At 71.8% G+C, this 15,643-nt stretch carries 8 protein-coding genes; 2 read left to right on the top strand and 6 right to left on the bottom strand.

What is annotated here, in order from left to right; translation table 11 throughout:
- Positions 1 to 3: 3 nt before the first annotated feature.
- Both FJK98_RS18380 and FJK98_RS18375 read right to left on the bottom strand, forming a co-directional pair.
- Positions 4 to 1,131, bottom strand: a complete 1,128-nt coding sequence (locus FJK98_RS18380) for a helix-turn-helix transcriptional regulator (RefSeq protein ID WP_145920112.1) — start codon at positions 1,129 to 1,131, stop codon at positions 4 to 6.
- Between the two features lie 164 nt (positions 1,132 to 1,295).
- Positions 1,296 to 2,765, bottom strand: a complete 1,470-nt coding sequence (locus tag FJK98_RS18375) for an RICIN domain-containing protein (RefSeq protein WP_145920111.1) — start codon at positions 2,763 to 2,765, stop codon at positions 1,296 to 1,298.
- 483 nt (positions 2,766 to 3,248) lie between these two features.
- Between FJK98_RS18375 and FJK98_RS18370 the strand changes: the two genes are divergently transcribed.
- Positions 3,249 to 4,139, top strand: coding sequence for a hypothetical protein (locus FJK98_RS18370; protein WP_145920110.1), 891 nt, complete (start codon positions 3,249 to 3,251; stop codon positions 4,137 to 4,139).
- A 72-nt stretch (positions 4,140 to 4,211) separates the two neighbouring features.
- On the opposite strand, the gene FJK98_RS18365 is transcribed toward FJK98_RS18370, so the two are convergent.
- The 3 genes from FJK98_RS18365 to FJK98_RS18355 all read right to left on the bottom strand — a co-directional run bounded on the left by FJK98_RS18365 (position 4,212) and on the right by FJK98_RS18355 (position 10,485).
- Positions 4,212 to 5,771, bottom strand: coding sequence for a class I SAM-dependent methyltransferase (locus FJK98_RS18365; protein WP_145920109.1), 1,560 nt, complete (start codon positions 5,769 to 5,771; stop codon positions 4,212 to 4,214).
- Between the two features lie 115 nt (positions 5,772 to 5,886).
- Positions 5,887 to 8,541, bottom strand: coding sequence for a M14 family zinc carboxypeptidase (locus FJK98_RS18360; RefSeq protein WP_240762136.1), 2,655 nt, complete (start codon positions 8,539 to 8,541; stop codon positions 5,887 to 5,889).
- A gap of 438 nt (positions 8,542 to 8,979) precedes the next feature.
- Positions 8,980 to 10,485, bottom strand: coding sequence for a twin-arginine translocation signal domain-containing protein (locus tag FJK98_RS18355; RefSeq protein ID WP_168222504.1), 1,506 nt, complete (start codon positions 10,483 to 10,485; stop codon positions 8,980 to 8,982).
- Positions 10,486 to 11,009: 524 nt separating this feature from the next.
- Between FJK98_RS18355 and FJK98_RS18350 the strand changes: the two genes are divergently transcribed.
- Positions 11,010 to 12,647: a fibronectin type III domain-containing protein gene (locus tag FJK98_RS18350; RefSeq protein ID WP_145920106.1), complete on the top strand. Its 1,638-nt coding sequence runs from the start codon at positions 11,010 to 11,012 to the stop codon at positions 12,645 to 12,647.
- A 137-nt stretch (positions 12,648 to 12,784) separates the two neighbouring features.
- On the opposite strand, the gene FJK98_RS18345 is transcribed toward FJK98_RS18350, so the two are convergent.
- The gene (locus tag FJK98_RS18345) at positions 12,785 to 15,607 is read right to left on the bottom strand and encodes a DUF5682 family protein (RefSeq protein WP_145922859.1); all 2,823 of its coding nucleotides are present in this window, start codon (positions 15,605 to 15,607) and stop codon (positions 12,785 to 12,787) included.
- Positions 15,608 to 15,643: the final 36 nt, after the last annotated feature.

Raw genomic sequence — 15,643 nt, 5'->3', positions numbered from 1 at the left:
GCGTCAGGTGCCGGGCACCACCCGGGCGAAGGCGTGGACCAGCGGATGCGGCAGGTAACGGTGGTCCCGGCCGGCGGTGAGCCAGCCCCGTTCGGCCAGTTCGAGGAAACCCGCCTCGGCGGGGGCCGGCCCGGTCAGCCGGGGCAGCAGCCGCAGGGCGCGGCGGGCCCGCGCCGGCAGCCCGGCGTACGCCCGCTCGAAGGCGTCGCGGACCGACAGGTCACCGGCGACCAGCGCGCCGAGCACGCGGTCCGGCCGGGTCAACCGGTCGATCAGCCACTGCGCGCTCCACTGCGGACGGGTCAACAGCCGGTTGGCGGTCACCCGCAGGGCCAGCGGCAGGCCGGCACAGCAGGCGGCCAGCTCGGCCACCGCCGGGGCGGGGATGCTGCCGTCCACCATGGCGGTCAGCGCGGCCCGCGCGTCGGCCGGCGGCAGCGGTGGCACCAGCCGCCGGTCGGTGTCCGGCAGTTCCGCCAGCGGCTGGCCGCCGGTGACCAGGGTGACGGCGGCGGCGTCCGGGGGGAGCAACGGCCCGACCCGGCGGGTGTCCCGGACGCCGTCCAGCACCACCAGCATCCGCCGGGCGCGCACCAGGTCGCGGTACGCCCGCACGGCCACCGGGTCCGACCCGGTCGACGCCGTCGTGGCGGCCGGCAGCAGCCGTCGCGCGATCGTGGCGGCGGTGGCGTCCCCGACCGGGCCGAGGAAGCGCACCCCGTCGGGGAACCGGTCGGCGAGCCGGGTGGCGGCCTGGACGGCCAGCGCGGTCGTGCCCACCCCGGGCAGGCCGATCAGCTGTACCGCGCGGCGGTGGCCCAACCGGGTGGTCAGCCAGGCGAGGTCGGCGTGGCGGCCGGTGAAGTGGGGCGTCACCCCGGGCAGCCCGGTGACCCCGCCGACCTGCTCGTCGGCGGCGCGCAGCCGGCCGGTGCCGGGCCCGTCCAGCCCCAGGGCGGTGCCCAGCGCCCGCAGGGTGCCGGGGTGCGGGCGGCGGATCGTGTGCCGCTCGATCCCGCCGATGGTGCGGGCGCTCACCCCGGACCGGGCGGCGAGTTCCTCGATGGTCAGTCCGGCGGCGGTGCGCAGTGACCGGAGCCGGTGGAGCTGTTCCTGTGTGCTGTCCCGCACCCCGTACCCCCGCGAGGACGTCTGTTGTCCGGTCCAGTAGACGTCGCCGGAAGGCCACCTGGGGTGAGGGAATCGTCACACCGGGTTCCGATGCTGGTGGGGTGCGGGGCGGCGGTCGTCCGCCGTCCCGGCCTACGGGAGGCGGGACGGCGGACGGGGTGCGCTCAGGCGACGCCGACGCGCTGCCACTGCTGGTTGGCGGCGGTGCCGCAGGCGTACTGGATCACCCGGGCGCCGTCGGCGGTGGAGTAGCCGGTGACGTCGAGGCACCTGCCGCTGTGCCGGGCCACGAACTGGACGTACCCGGAGCCCGCGTCGCGTACCTGCCACTGCTGGTCGGTACGCCCCGACTGGCAGCCGAACTGCTGCACCGCCGCGCTGTCGGCGGTGGACCCGCCGGCCACGGTGAGGCACTTGTCGCTGTGCCGGGCGACGATCTGGACGTACCCGGAGCCGGCGTCGCGGAGCTGCCACTGCTGGTTGGTGCCGTTGTTGCAGCCGTACTGGGCCACCGTGGCGGCGTCGGCGGTGGACCGGTCGAGCACGTCCAGGCACTTGCCGCTGTGCCGGGCGCGCAGCGTGTCGAAGGTGTAGCCGCCGTTGACCCCGGAGACCACGCCGGTGGCGGTGTCGATGGTGAGCTGCGGGTACCAGCTCATGGTCAGCGAGGTGGCGGTGGGGAAGTTCAGCGGCAGCCAGACGTACCGGGACTGGTTGACCGGGCCGCCCGTCGCGCCGGCCCAACGGTCGCCGAGGTAGAGGTACGAGGTGGCGGCGCTGCCCTGCACCGGCAGCACGTACGCCGACTGGGAGTCGTAGGTGGTGCCGTCGGCGAAGTTCGTCGGGTTGGTCCAGGTGCCGGCGACGCTGCTGGCGGTGGCGTACCGGGCCTGGTTGGGTGACCAGCCGGTGGCGCCCGAGGTGACCAGGAAGTAGACCCCGTTGCGTTTGAACATCGCCGGGGCCTCCCGGTAGTTGTCCGGCCACAGCGTCCGGACCAGCGACGCGACCCCGGTGTAGTCGGCGGTGAGGCGGTAGATGTTCAGGTCGGCGTTGTTGCGGGTGGCCGAGATCAGGTACGCGGTGCCGTCGTCGTCGCGGAACACCGTCTGGTCCCGGGAGTCGTGGCCGAGCGGCCGGAAGCTACCCAGGTAGCGGTAGTTGCCGTCGACCGTGCTGGAGGTGGCCACCGCGACCCGGGCCTGGTTGTAGTCGACGCCGTTCTCCCAGTGCATCCAGAGCACGTACTGGCCGGTGCCGGCGTTGTAGATCACCTTGGGGCGTTCGATGTTCGCGGTGGCCAGCTCACCGGCGGAGGACTGGGTGAGCACGTTGTTGCGGAACTCCCAGGTGCGCAGGTCGGTGGAGCGGTAGACCGACACGTACCGGAAGGTGTTGTTGTCGTTGCGGTTCTCGCCGAACCAGTAGTAGTAGTCGCCCACCTTGATCATGCCGCCGCCGTGGGCGTGCACGCCGGCGCCGCTGGTGTCGGTGAACTGCGTGCCGTTGGCGACGGTGACGGGTGCGGCCCGCGCGGCGGGGGTGGTGAGGGTCAGTGGGGCGAGCACGACCGCGCAGGCGGCGAGGGCGAGGACGATCCGGCGGAGGGTGGTGGGGTGGGGCGCGGCAGGCATGGGCCGCCTCCTCGTACGGTGGACGCGGGGTGCCCGCTGGGACGAGCGGGACCTTTTCATGAGCCTCACGATAAGCCGAGCCACCGCTACATGCCCATACTTCAATGTGATGAACGTCGATATGTAGCGGGTCGGCGGGAGATCCGCACCACGTTGTCGGTGGGGATGGTCGTCGCGGTTGTCGAGATCGTGATGCATGATCTACGTCACATTGTGAACCCTTCTCGCGGTGTCCGGCACGGAAGGCACGTTCCGGGCGGAATCCCTTTTCCGCACCCCACATTTCGCCGCCGAAGCCACCCGCGACGGTCCGGTGGACCGGGCGACGTACCGCACTTCGCCACGGAACGTAGCCGGCTCTCACCCGCCCGTGGTCGGCCGGGGTTGGTTGCCGTCCGACAACGAGCGTCTCGGTTTGTGCCGCTCACTACCCTGACCGATGATCCAGTGCCTGGGTACCGTCGACAGCGATAAGGGCTTCAGATGAGCAACAGTCACCCTCCGTACGGAGAACAGCCGGATCCGAACGTCACCCCGTGGAGCGGGCCGCCGGCACCGCCCGCCGGCTACCCGGCGTACGGCCAGCCCGGTCAGGCCCCGCAGTACGGTCAGGCCCCGCAGTACGGCCAGGCCCCGCAGTTCGGTGTTCCCGTGCCGCCGCAGAAGTCGAACCGGGGCCTGGTCATCGGCCTCATCATCGGCGCGGTGGTCCTCATCCTCGCGCTCTGCGGTGCCGGCATCGGGCTCGCCCTGGTCGGCAACGACGACGAGCCCGACCCGACCCCGACGCCGAGCGCGACCGCCAACCAGGGGTCCGGCACGGAACCCTCGTCCAGCCCGCAGCCGTCCGAGCCGCCGTCGGAGCAGCCGAACAACAACAACAACGCGGTGACCGCGCGCTACTCCAGCGACCTGTCGTCGGTCTGCGACGGCAGCCCGATCCTCAACGCGGCCACCTACAGCGGCCCGGCCACCGCCAAGGCGTACGTCTTCTCGAACAACCCCGAGCGGCCGACGTTCTGGTCGTCGAAGATCGTCGGCTCCGACAAGCGCTACTACGCCAAGTCGGCGGACTTCACCACCGTGTCGGTGGTCGGCTGCATGTCGATGGTCCCGGGCAGCGAGGGCGCGCCCAAGAAGTGCGACTACAAGGCGAGCGACGGCAAGAACGTCAGCGTCTCGTACATCTCCTCGCGCTACCAGCTGACCTTCTACGCCGCGAAGACCGCGGAGAAGATCGGCGACGGCGGGGTCGTCAACGCCCCGGCGACCCGGTGCCCGAGCTTCATCTCGTACAACAAGACGACGATGAAGGCGTACGCGGCGCCGGACAGCGGCACCATCGAGGCCGCGCTGGACAAGTTCCTGTCCTGACCGGCCCCTGACGGCGGTGCCGGGGGCGGGAGGATTCCTCCCGCCCCCGGCCTTCCGTCCTCCGCCGCCGGATCAGGTGTTGACCGGCCGGCGGGCGACCAGCAGCACGTGCGTCACCGGCCAGTCCAGCGGCGCCCCGTCCACCGTTGACAGCGCCGCGGTCGGCGCGAGCCGGTGGGTGACGATCCAGTCGTTGCGGTACGGGCCGCTGGCCGGGTCGACCTCGAACCCCACGTCGGCCAGCAGGGCCTTCCAGTCGGCCCACTCCAGCCCGCAGAACTCCTCCTGCGTCTCGGACAGCCAGTTGTCGGTGTAGTCCTTGCGGGTGAGGAAGTCCATCGCCGCGCCGAGCGGCAGCTCGACCACCGCGCCGGTGCCGTCGTCGACCGGGCGGTAGCCGAACGGGAACCGGTAGTCGACGGCGAACTGGTCCAGCCGGGCCCGCGTGGACAGCCCGGCGAGGTGCGCGGCCACCTGGTCGGCCGGTAGCGACGCCAGGTCGTCGCGGGGCCGCTGCGGGTTCGTCCCGTCGGTCGTCGACAGCCGCAGCCGGACCGTCCGGTCCCGGCCGTCCGGCCCGCACACGTCGCTGTTGATCCACACCCCGCCGGGCACCGTGTGGTCGTAGATGGCCTGCACGAACCGGCGCAGCGACGCCATCCGGTCGCCGTACGACCAGATCTCGTGGGTCAGCGCGAAGGTCATCGTGGTGTCCACCGAGCGGGGCGCGAACACCGCCCCGCCGAGCACGTTGCGGCGGTAGAAGAAGACGTTCGGGTTGCCGAACACCCCCTGCGCCTTCTTGTGCACGCACTCCTCGAACAGGTGCCGGGCCACCTCGACCCCGATCAGGTCGCTCTCCCGCAACGCCGGCTCCCGGTCGGCCAGCTCCAGCACCGCGCCCGCCCCGCAGCCGACGTCGACGATCCGGCCGGGCCGCACGTGCTCGCGCACCGCCGCCCACTTGCGCTGCGCCGCGTCGGCGAACGCCTCGGCGTACGTCCGGTAGTCGCGGGTGGCGGTCAGCCCGCCCTCGTCCCCGACCACCGGATCGTTGACCACCGAACGGACCAGGTCGTCGAGCCGGTAGCGGGCGTAGACGTCGAGGGTCGCCGGGTGGGCCAGCTCCCGCCACGAGGGGTCGTCGGCGGCCAGCCGCAGCAGCACGTCCCACGGCCGGGCGGGGGTCGGGTCGACGTCGGCCTCCACCCCGGCGATCGGGAACCCCAGCCGGGCGTACATGGCGGCGACCTGCGGCGTCGAACAGGCGACCACGGTGTTCGCCGGGGTCAGCTCCAGGCCGGCGGTGGCCGCCACGTTCTTGAGCGTCACCTCGGCGAACCGGTCGGTCTCGGCGGTGTCGAAGACCGGCACCACCACCGACCGCAGGCCGGCGAGCACGCTGAACCGTTCGATCGCCGCCTCCCGCCGGTGGTAGGGGACCGGGTTGCGCCGGGTGTTCTCGTGGTTGGCCGAGGTGACCGCCCACACCACGGTCACCCCGTCGTCGCCGGCGACCCGGTCGCCGTCCGGGGTGTCGTGGTGACCGGCGGTGGCGAGCCGGTGCAGATAGTCGGCCTGGAACCGGGTCAGCAGGTGATGTCGGCCGGGAAACAGCAGGTAGCGGGGCATGCACCGTTCCTAGCCGACGCGTGGTTCCCGGCGTCGCGCGGGGTGCCGGGTGCGTCGGGCCGCCGGGACGGGTGGGGGCGGTCACCGTACGGTGCCCGCCCCCACCCGGTCGGGATCAGCCCACCAGCGAGCGCAGCGGGACCTGTTCGGCCCGCAGGGTCCGTACCAGGTCACCCAGGAACGGGTGCTCGTCGATCTGGAGACCCGCCGGGTTGGGGATCACCAGGTACGCCGAGCCGTCCGCCACCGTGACCCGCGCGGTGTCGGTGTACCGCCCGACGACGGCCTCGGTGCGGGCCAGGTCACCGGCGGCAACCTGGAGGGTGAACGGCCGCCACTCGCCGCCCAGGTTCTCGGCGACCGGGGTGGCCGCCGCGGCGGCGCGGGCCGGGTCGACCTGGACCGGCGACGCGGTCCGGGCGGCCGTGCCGCCGGCCGGGTACAGCAGCGCGTTGGCCACCAGGTGCAGGCCACTCTCGTTGTACGCCCGGAACAGCGGGTTGAACGCGAACAGCACCGCCCGGCCGGCGCCGGTCGGCTCGTCCACCACCGCGACCGTGCCCTTGAGCGCGTCACCCTGCACCGTGTAGCCGTTGGCCCAGAAGGTGTCCCCGCTCGGGTAGCGCAGCACGTTGCGGCCGGTGCTGCTCGGGTTGAGGATCGGGTCGTTGTTGTTGAACTCGAAGTCCTCCGCCGGCCGGCCCAGCCCGACCGGGCTGTCGGCGTCCACGTCGACCCGCAGGTGCGAGCCGATCACCGTGTAGCCGGTCGGCTTCGGCTTCTCGGTGGTCGAGGTGAGACCGGCGGCGCGGGCCATCCGGGTGCCCTCGTTGCGCAGGCCCAGGTAGGTGTGGCCCTGGGCGATCCAGTTGCGCAGGTTGGCCTGCCCGGTCGCGGTCAGCCCACCGGTCGCGTTGCTGCCGTCCGGCACCAGCAGCACCGTGCGGCCGGTGAAGGCGGGGGTGTTGTCGTTGATGTCGGCGGTGGTGACCGGGGTGAGGTCCAGGCCCCACCGCTTGCCCAGCACGTACCGGGCCTCGCCGTGCGAGCCGGAGGTGGTGGAGATGCCGGTGCCCTGGAACAGGCCGACGTCCGGCCGGCTGATCGGGGTGCCGACGGCCGCCGTGGTGTACGGGGTGAGCGTGACGCCCAGCTTCTTGGCCGTGGTGTTCAGCTCCGGCGTCAACGCGCCGGCCGGCATCCCCACCTGGCCGTTGTCGAGGTCCCGGACCAGCTGCACGTCCTTGCCGAGCAGGGTGAAGGTGAACTCGGCCGCGGCGGCGGAGTCCAGCTCGTAGGTGTAGGAGCCCTTCAACGGCGGCGCGGCCAGGATCTTGCCGCCACCGGTGTTCTGGATCTTGTCGATCAGCTCCGCGTTGGGCTTGACGTCCGCGCCGGTGTAGACGGCGTTCACGCCCATCAGCAGCGGGTTGCTCCACGACGACACGTCGTAGAAGTACGGGAACGGCGTGTACGGGTCCTCACCCATGATCGCCTGGATCCAGTGCTTCTGCGGCTGGTTCATCGGGATCCAGTACGACCCGACCGGCACGGTCAGGTTGGTCGCCGACCGGCCACCGAAGAGCTTCGCGGTGGGCAGCTTGACGGCCTTGCGGACCTGGTAGACCTCCACGTCCATCCGGCGCAGCCGCTCGACGAGCTGGCGGGCGTCGGCGAGCTGCCGGTCGGGCAGCAGGAAGTACGACCGGATGGTCTGGTTCGGCACCGGGAACTGGACGGTGTTGGTCGGCTGGACCACCTCGTTGGGCTCCAGCGTGCCGGCCCGCCCCTGGGCGAGCGCGTCCTTCCAGACCTTGAACCAGCCGTTGAGCACCTCCTGCTTGTGCGCCGCCGCCCAACCCAGCGTCGACCACTGGGTGTGGAACTGCTGCTGCACCCGGTCGGCCACGGCCGACGAGCTGCCCTTCTCGAAGGTCATGCCGGCGGCCCCGAAGCCGGCGGCCGGCACCGTGTCGCCGTACCCCATGAAGAACAGGTCGTAGGTGGAGTAGTTGAAGTAGCACTCGGTGGTCACCGCGCCACCGCACGCGCCGTTGTAGCCGAAGCCGGCCTTGTTGGCCTCGCCGATCCGGTTGATCCAGTCGACCGCCTCGCCGGAGATCTCGTGGTGGATCGGGTCGGCGTTGGGCGGGAAGAAGTACTGCCGGCCGCCCATCTCGTGCGCGTCGATGAAGACCTGCGGCGGGTACTTGCGCATCAGTTCGAGCTTGCCGTCGGTCTCCTGCTGGGTCCGGGCGAACCAGTCCCGGTTCATGTCGAAGCCGTACTCGTTCTGCCGGCGGTTGGCGTCGCGTCCGTCCGGGTTCTGCGTCGGCACGATGATCGTGATCAGGTTGTCGTTGCGCTGCTGGACCTCGCAGGAGAGCCCGGCGGCCAGCTCGTACAGCGTCTTGAGGGCGGCGTCGGTGCCGCTCTTCTCGCCGCCGTGCACGTTGGCGGTGACCCAGACGATCGCCGGTGCGGCCTCGGCGATCTCGCCGGCCTGCTGCTGGTTGACCGTCCGGGGGTCGCGCAGCGAGCGGACGTCCTCGGCGATGCCCTTGAGCACGGCCGGCCGTACGTTGCGCTCGTTCGACACGATCGCGTACGGCAGCGGCTGGCCGAGCACGCTGGTGCCCATGACGCCGGTGACGACCCGCTTGGAGGCGGTGTCCACGGCGTCGAGGTAGCCCCGCACCTCCTCGTTGGTGACCACCCGTTCCTGGCCGGTGCCGAGCGGGAAGCCGAGGAAGCTCTCCGGGCTGGGCACCGAGGCCAATCGGTCGGTGGGATCGGTACTACAGGTTGTCGGGGGTGCGGCGGCGGCCGAGGGGCCGGCCACCAGGGGGGTTATTCCGGCCAGTAGTACGATTGCGGTGGCGCCCGCCAGCCGTCTGCGGGAATGCAATGTGGAGCGGAGTCCGGCAGTTCGCATGGGTGTCCCGTTTCCCTTCCCGGGAAATGAATCAAGGGTGCCCGGAGCGTATGACCTGCGCTTTCGGGTGGTCAAGATTCACAACCGGGGGCTGGTACGCGATTCGCCAATTGCCCCACACCGGCTCGAATACGGCGTTTGGTGGCGAGTCCCGGCGTCCACCGTGGACCTTCGTCCGTCGGGACGGCCCTCGCCGTACCCCTGATCATATTCAACGTCGTCGACCCGGTGGGGCCGGTCCCGGCCCGCCGACGGCGGGCCGGGACCGGGCGGTCAGCGCACCCGGACGAACACCGGGTTGGAGTAGAACCACAGGTCGCTCCACGGGCTCTCCAGCCCGTCGGCCAGCGGCTCGGCCTCGTCGGTGCTGGTGCCGCGCACCCGCAGGTAGCTGTCGGTCCCGACGTCGCGCAGGGTGTGCCGGATGACGTACTGCGCGCCCTGCTGCCGCCAGTCGCGCGGACCGAACCGGGCCACCACGGCGGTGGTGGGGTTGGTGTCGGCGTCCCGGTCGACGCTCAGGCCGGTCACCCGGCCGACGATCAGGTCGACCCGGCGGACCTGCGGCCGGTCGCCGTTGGCGTTCGTGCCGGTCGGCGGCCGGAACCTGATCTCGACGTCCACGTCGGTGCGGTCGCGGCGGCTGACGGTGACGGTCTCACCCGAGCCGGCCGAGCGGCCCTGGCTGCTGGCGGTTACGTCGAGCCGGGTGATCAGGTCGCCGGTGGTGACGAAGATCCGCCCGTGCCGCAGCCCGTCCATGATGTCGTGGTACTCCTGCCGGGCCAGCACGTAGGTCTTGCTGTACTCGCCCGGCCAGAAGTCGGTGCCGCCCCGGGTCCAGTGCACGTGCGAGTCGGAGGTCGCCGTGATCCACCAGCGTCGCCCCTCGCCGAGCAGCGCGTCCCACAGCCCGCCGACCCGGGCGGTCGCCTGGTCGTAGCCGCCGTAGGTGGGGTGGTTGCCGTAGCCGCCGCGCGCGCTGCCGTTGAGCGGGCCCGCCTGGTGGCCCGGAGCGCCCTCGAAGCCGACGTACACGTCCGGGGCCGCGTCGTTGCCGTTGCGGAACTCGTGCGGGAGGTCCTGCCCGTAGACCCCGAGCCCGGTCGCCGAGCGGGAGGTGTGGTGGGCGATCACCAGCGGCTTGTGCGGCATGTTCCGGGCCACCCTGAGGAACTCCACCATCTTGGCCTCGGTGTCGCGGCCCGGGTCGGCCGGGAACGGGTCCCGCTTGGCGAACCGGCTCTCCAGCTCGAAGAGCTGCTTCGCCTCGTCGGCGTGCCGGGGGATCATCAGGGTGTGGTGGTCCATCGCCGGGGCGTCGAACTCCATCCCCCAGAACTGCAACACCTCGGGCACCAGCCGGCGGGACCGCAGCAGATCGGGGTACGCCTGCTCCAGGTTCACCTTGGAGTGGGTGGGTCCACCGTGGTCGGTGCACATCGCCCAGGTCAGCCCGAAGTTCTTCGCCATGATCGCATTGGTGACGATCGGATAGACCGCGTCGGCGCCCTTGCGGAACGTCGGCGGGTTGGTCGAGGTGTCGAAGTCCCCGCTGTACTCGGAATGGATGTGGTGGTCGCCGGCCCGCCAGATCCGGTTGTCGGCCCGGCCCGGTCCGGCCGTCGCCTGATCCTGCCGGTCCGGGTCGGCGTGGGCCGTCTCGACGCCCACGAACGGGCCGGCGGCGGCGAGCGTCGCGCCGACGCCCGCGTACTTCACCAGTTGGCGGCGTGACAGTTGACCGCCTGTGGCGTCCTCGGAATCCCTGTGCTGCACTGCGGAGCCCTCCACGTGATCCGTGTCGACCGTGTCGGTGTCGAAGCCTCCGAGAGACGGGTGAACGACCGCTGCACGGCGCGCGGGGTGGGGGTGAACGACGGCCGGCCAGCGCCGCCGCGCCATCGGCCCGACCGGTGGTCGACCCGCCACGTGCCCCCGGCCCGGGCTGCCGTGCCGGCCCGCCTACCACTGGTGGGATATCCATGCGAATGCATTTCCTGCTCATCGGTGAGAAAGAGGTCTCATTGACCGTTTGCTATGCCGCAACTAGTATTCGGTGCGCAGACGGTCAACGGGGAGCGGTCGCGGTATCCACATCGAATGCTTGTCCGGTGTCGCCCGGCCGATTCGTCGAGCTCCTGGCGAACACATTCCGGCGCCATTCCCCGCCATTTATTCGACGACCCGGTCCCCGGGAAACGGGGGCGGGTCGTCGTGCCGCGCGCGGGGGTCACCGGGAGGTGGCATCGACTCCCGGCACGTACCGGAAAGGACCGACCACGCCGAGAGGAACCCACTCCATGCGCGCTGACCCGATCCGCCGCCGCCCCCCGGGCACGGCACTGCCCCTGCTCGCCGCGGTGGCCGCGATCGTCCTGCTCGTCGCGGGGACCCCAAGCCACCTGGCCGGTGTCCACCTCGCCGCCGCGGTGGACATCACCGACACCCCCGGCACGATCACCGACCAGTGGTCGACCACCGGCGACGAGGGCATCGAGAAGGTCATCGACAACACGCCCTACCGCAAGTACTTCACCTACAGCGGCGCCGGCTGGATCCAGTTCGAGGCGACCACGGCGGCCGTGGTGACCAGCTACGCCGTCACCTCCGCCAACGACTGGCCCGACCGCAACCCGCGCAACTGGGTCTTCGAGGCCTCCACCACCGGCAGCGGTTGGACACCGCTGGACACCCAGAGCAACCAGACGTTCATCACCGGCTTCCACCGCAACACCTACTCGTTCGGCAACACCACCGCCTACCGGTACTACCGGCTGCGGGTGACCGCCACCAACGGGTCGGTCAACATGCAGATCGGCGAGTGGCAGATCTACGGGACCACCACCGCCACCACCCCGGCGCCGGCGGCGCCCACCGGCCTGCTCGCCACCGCGGCCACCGACCAGATCCGGCTCACCTGGACCGACAACACCCGGTGGGAGACGGCCTACCGGCTGGAACGCTCCACCAACGGCACCACCTGGAGCACCGCGTACGTGCTGCCGGCCAGCACGACGAAGTTCCACAACCTGAAACTGCCGGCGGGCACCCACTACTACTACCGGCTGCGGGCCGAGGGGGTGGCCGGCAACTCCGGCTACGCCACCGCCGACACCACCACCCTCAGTGCCACCCCGGCCACCACCTGGACGGAGACCTGGCACGCCCCCAACGAGACGCTCACCCGCTACTACTACGACGCCAACGTGGCCGTCTACCGCGATCCGGGACTGGCCTCGACCGACCTCACCTGGGTGAAGGACTACGCCAAACAGATCTGGGAGTACGTCCAGGCCAACTACGGCAACCTCAGCGGTCAACGGCTGTATGAGGTGCTGCACGACGACGCGGGATCGGGCGGGTTCGCGTTGAGCCAGTTCGACCCCAACACGGCATTCCGCGACGTCAACGACATGAGCGGCGGCGGCTGGGGGAACACCGACCTCAACGAGGACGTGATCTCCCACGAGATGAACCACACCGTCGAGTTCACCGCGTTCGGGGTGAACGGCTCACCCGCGTACGCCCTCTGGGGCGACAGCAAGTGGGCCGAGATCTTCCAGTACGACTGCTACGTCGGCACCGGCCGCACCACCGACGCCACCCGCTGGAAGAACGCGAAGCTGCTCACCTCGGACAACTTCCCCGTCGCCAACACCTACTGGTTCCGGGACTGGTTCTACCCGATCTACCAGAACTACGGCGGCAAGGTCGTGCTCAACAAGTTCTTCCAGTTGCTGTCCCAGCACTTCCACCAGTTCGACGGCGTCTACGCCCGGGACCTCAACTGGGGGGAGTTCGTGCACTTCTGGAGCGGCGCGGCCGGCGTCAGCCTCAAGCCGCTGGCCACCACCGCGTTCGGCGGCTGGCCCACCGACTGGCAGGCGCAGTTCGTCCAGGCGCAGGCCGACTACCCGGGCGTGACGTACACCCCGTGACCCGGACCTGACCCGCAACCCCGGCGACCCCACCCGGTGACCGGGCCGTGGGGGTGCCGCCACCGCACCCGCGGTGGCGGCACCGAACGGGCGACCGGCCGGCGCGCCGGGCCACCACCCGGCGCGCCGGCCGGTCCTCAGCCGCCGAGCAGCACCGACACCGCCCCCACGGTGTCCGGATGGGCGAGCAGCAGCGTCGTCGCCGCCGAGCCCGGCGGCGCGTCGACCGGCTCCGACCAACCGCCGTCGCAACCCAGCAACCCGGCGACCGCGTCCACCGTCTGCGGATGCGCGGCGAGCAGGCCGTGCACCTGCCCCGTCGGCGCGGCCGCACGGGCCGTCGGGGCGGGACCGGGCGGCGGCCCCAGCCAGGGCGGCACCCAGGCGTCCAGCTCGGGCAGCGTCCCCGGGAAGGTGCGCGCGGCCTCCCGCACCAGCAGCGGCACCAGCTCCGGGCCGTGCTCCCGCAGCGTGGTGATCAGCGTGGGTAGCCAGGGCAGCAGTACCGGGTCGGGCAACCGGGCGAAGGCGGTGGACATCGTCTCCACCACGAACGGCGCGAGGCCCGGCACCGGTTCCAACGCGTGCACGAAACCGGAGAGGTACCTCGGGAAGGCCGGCACCACCAGCGGGTTACCCAGCAGGTCGGCGCAGCGCTGCCGCAGCTCGGCCAGCGGCAGCAGACCGAGCTGGTGCCGGGCCGCCCAGAGCAGGGCCACCTTCGCCGGGCTCTCCGGATGCGACTGGGCCACCGCGAGTTCGAGCTGGGACCGGTCGCACCCCAGCGACAGCGCCAGGCTCTCCATGCTGAACAGGAAGCCCAGCATCGCTCCGACCTGCCGGACCCCGGTCTCCTCCTCGACGAACGCGGTCGGCAGCAGGGTGCAGTAGTGCGCGTACCCGACGGTCACGAACGCCGCGCACCAGGCCGGCAGGTCCGGCGCGGTGGCCCGGTGGTGGGCCAGCAACCGGCGGATGCGCCGCAGCACCTCCGGCGCGTCGTCGACGGTCCGCTCGGCCGCCAGCAGCTCCACGGCCCGCGCACCCAACTCGTCGACCAGCCGGGGGCTGTCCAGCAACCGGATGGCGTCCTCCACGGCGGCGAGGGCGCCGGCGGCCGTCGCGTCGGGACCGCGGACCGACCGCCGCAGCCGCTGTTCCAGCACCTGCTCGATGGTCACCCCCTCGTAGCCCAGCTCGATCAGCGCCCGCTGGTGCCGGCCCAACGCCAGGTCCCAGCTCTCCTGGATCGACCGGTGCCCCAACCGGCGTTCACCCATGATCGGGCGGACCGCGTCGTCGGGCAGCAGGTGCCGCAGCATCCACAGCAGATCCGAGCAGCCGGCCAGCGCCGGGGTGGCGTGCAGGTCGAGCAGGGCCCGTTGGATGGTGCGTTTCTCCAGGTCCAGGCCGAGGGGTTGGAGCCGGTCGAGCACGTCGCGGGCCAGCGGCGGCAGGGCGTCGTAGCCGACCTGCCCGATCCGGTCCCCGCCGAGCAGGATTTCGCAGAGCCGCCGCACGTCCCGCCGCCCCGGCACGACGTCCTTCTCGATGCAGGTCACCGCCGCGTCGGCGAAGTCGTACGGGGTGGGCCGGGCCCGGTTGCGCAACCCGGCCAGCAGGATCGAGGTCTCGAACACCGCGATCGCGTCGGCCGTGCTGGCCAGGTACCCGTTGCGGCGGGCCAACCGGACGATGTCCACGCACCAGCCGCGCAGCTCCGCCTCGTCCAGCCCGTCGAGCGCCGGTGGCGCGGCGAGGAACCCGGTGAGCCGGTCGGCGACCGGACCGGCCGGCGCGGCGACCGGCGGGGCGGCCTTCCGTCGGCCCCGGCCGCCCTTGCCGCCCCGTTGACCGTCGAGCCGGTACGGCGTCAGGCCCGACCCGCCCACCGCCCTGGTCCAGTTGGCGGCGGCGATCGACACCGACCCCGGCGCCAGCCCGAACTGCGCCTCGATGGCCGAGTGGCTCGACGGGATCAGCCCGTACCGCCAGCGGGTGCCGGTGCGGGGGGTGATCGCGAAGTCCGGGGCGGGGGAGTCCAGGCCGAACTGCTCGACCCGGCTGGCGGCGTGGAACGCGCCGCACACGTAGAGGCAGTCCGCCGGGTCGGCCCCGGACGCGGCCAGGTGCTCGCGCATCCGGGTCCACATGTAGCGTTCCCGGTCCTCGTCGCGGTCGGTACGGTCCGACCCGGCCGGCCGTAGCCGGCGGAACAGGCTGCCGATCAGCACCATGACCTGCCGGTAGGTGTCGTGGTCGGCGTCGGCGAGGGGACGCTCGACGTACTGGTCCCACCACTCCGACCAGTGCCGCACCTTGCCGTGGTGCAGCAGGTACGCCTCCAGCTCGGCGAACCGGGGCCGCAGGTCGCCGAGCTCCACGCCGACCGCGTCGCCGTGCAACGCCGCCTGCTCACCGGCGTCGCCGGCCGGCGCCTCCGGCGCGGTGTCGGCCGGCGTGTCGGTGGCCGCCCCGGCGTCGCCGCGCGACGACCACTGGAAGACGTGGTCGGTGGAACGGTCCACCAGCACCAGCTCCACCCCGGGCGTCTCCAGCGCGTACGCGATCGCCTGGTACTCGGCGGACGCCTCGGTGACCGGGGCGACCACGCTCAGCGGCCCCCACTCGGCGGGGAAACCGTCCAGCTCGGAGGCGAACGCCTGCAACGCCACCGGCAGCCGGCAGTTGCGCAGCTCGCCCAGGAGCGGCTGGAGATCCTCGCACAGCTCCAGGTAGATCACCTTGGGCTGCTTGTGCCGCAGCCGGCGCACCATCGCCAGCGCCGAGGCCGGCGAGTGGTGACAGACCGGGAAGATCTCCAACCGCTCGCCCAACGCCCGGTCGACGTCGTCGACGATGCCGGCGAGGATGCCGGCCAGCGCGTCGGCGGAACCGGCGAACGTGGCCGCCGCGTCGGTGAGCTGTTCACGCAGCGCCCCGAACGGCCCGGCGGCCATCTCGTCGGCACCGGCGGTCGCGGGCCGGGTGACACC

The organism is Micromonospora sp. HM134, from assembly GCF_007833915.1.
GTDB classification, from domain to species: domain Bacteria; phylum Actinomycetota; class Actinomycetes; order Mycobacteriales; family Micromonosporaceae; genus Micromonospora; species Micromonospora wenchangensis.
Note: the sequence above shows the minus strand (reverse complement) of the source record. Positions and strands in the feature narration are given on the sequence as shown.

Bases quoted from the DNA above. Each gene is read 5' to 3' on its own strand.
- FJK98_RS18350 (WP_145920106.1), top strand. From the start codon at position 11,010: ATGCGCGCTGACCCGATCCGCCGCCGCCCCCCGGGCACGGCACTGCCC.
- FJK98_RS18375 (WP_145920111.1), bottom strand. From the start codon at position 2,765: ATGCCTGCCGCGCCCCACCCCACCACCCTCCGCCGGATCGTCCTCGCC.
- FJK98_RS18365 (WP_145920109.1), bottom strand. From the start codon at position 5,771: ATGCCCCGCTACCTGCTGTTTCCCGGCCGACATCACCTGCTGACCCGG.
- FJK98_RS18370 (WP_145920110.1), top strand. From the start codon at position 3,249: ATGAGCAACAGTCACCCTCCGTACGGAGAACAGCCGGATCCGAACGTC.
- FJK98_RS18345 (WP_145922859.1), bottom strand. From the start codon at position 15,607: ATGGCCGCCGGGCCGTTCGGGGCGCTGCGTGAACAGCTCACCGACGCG.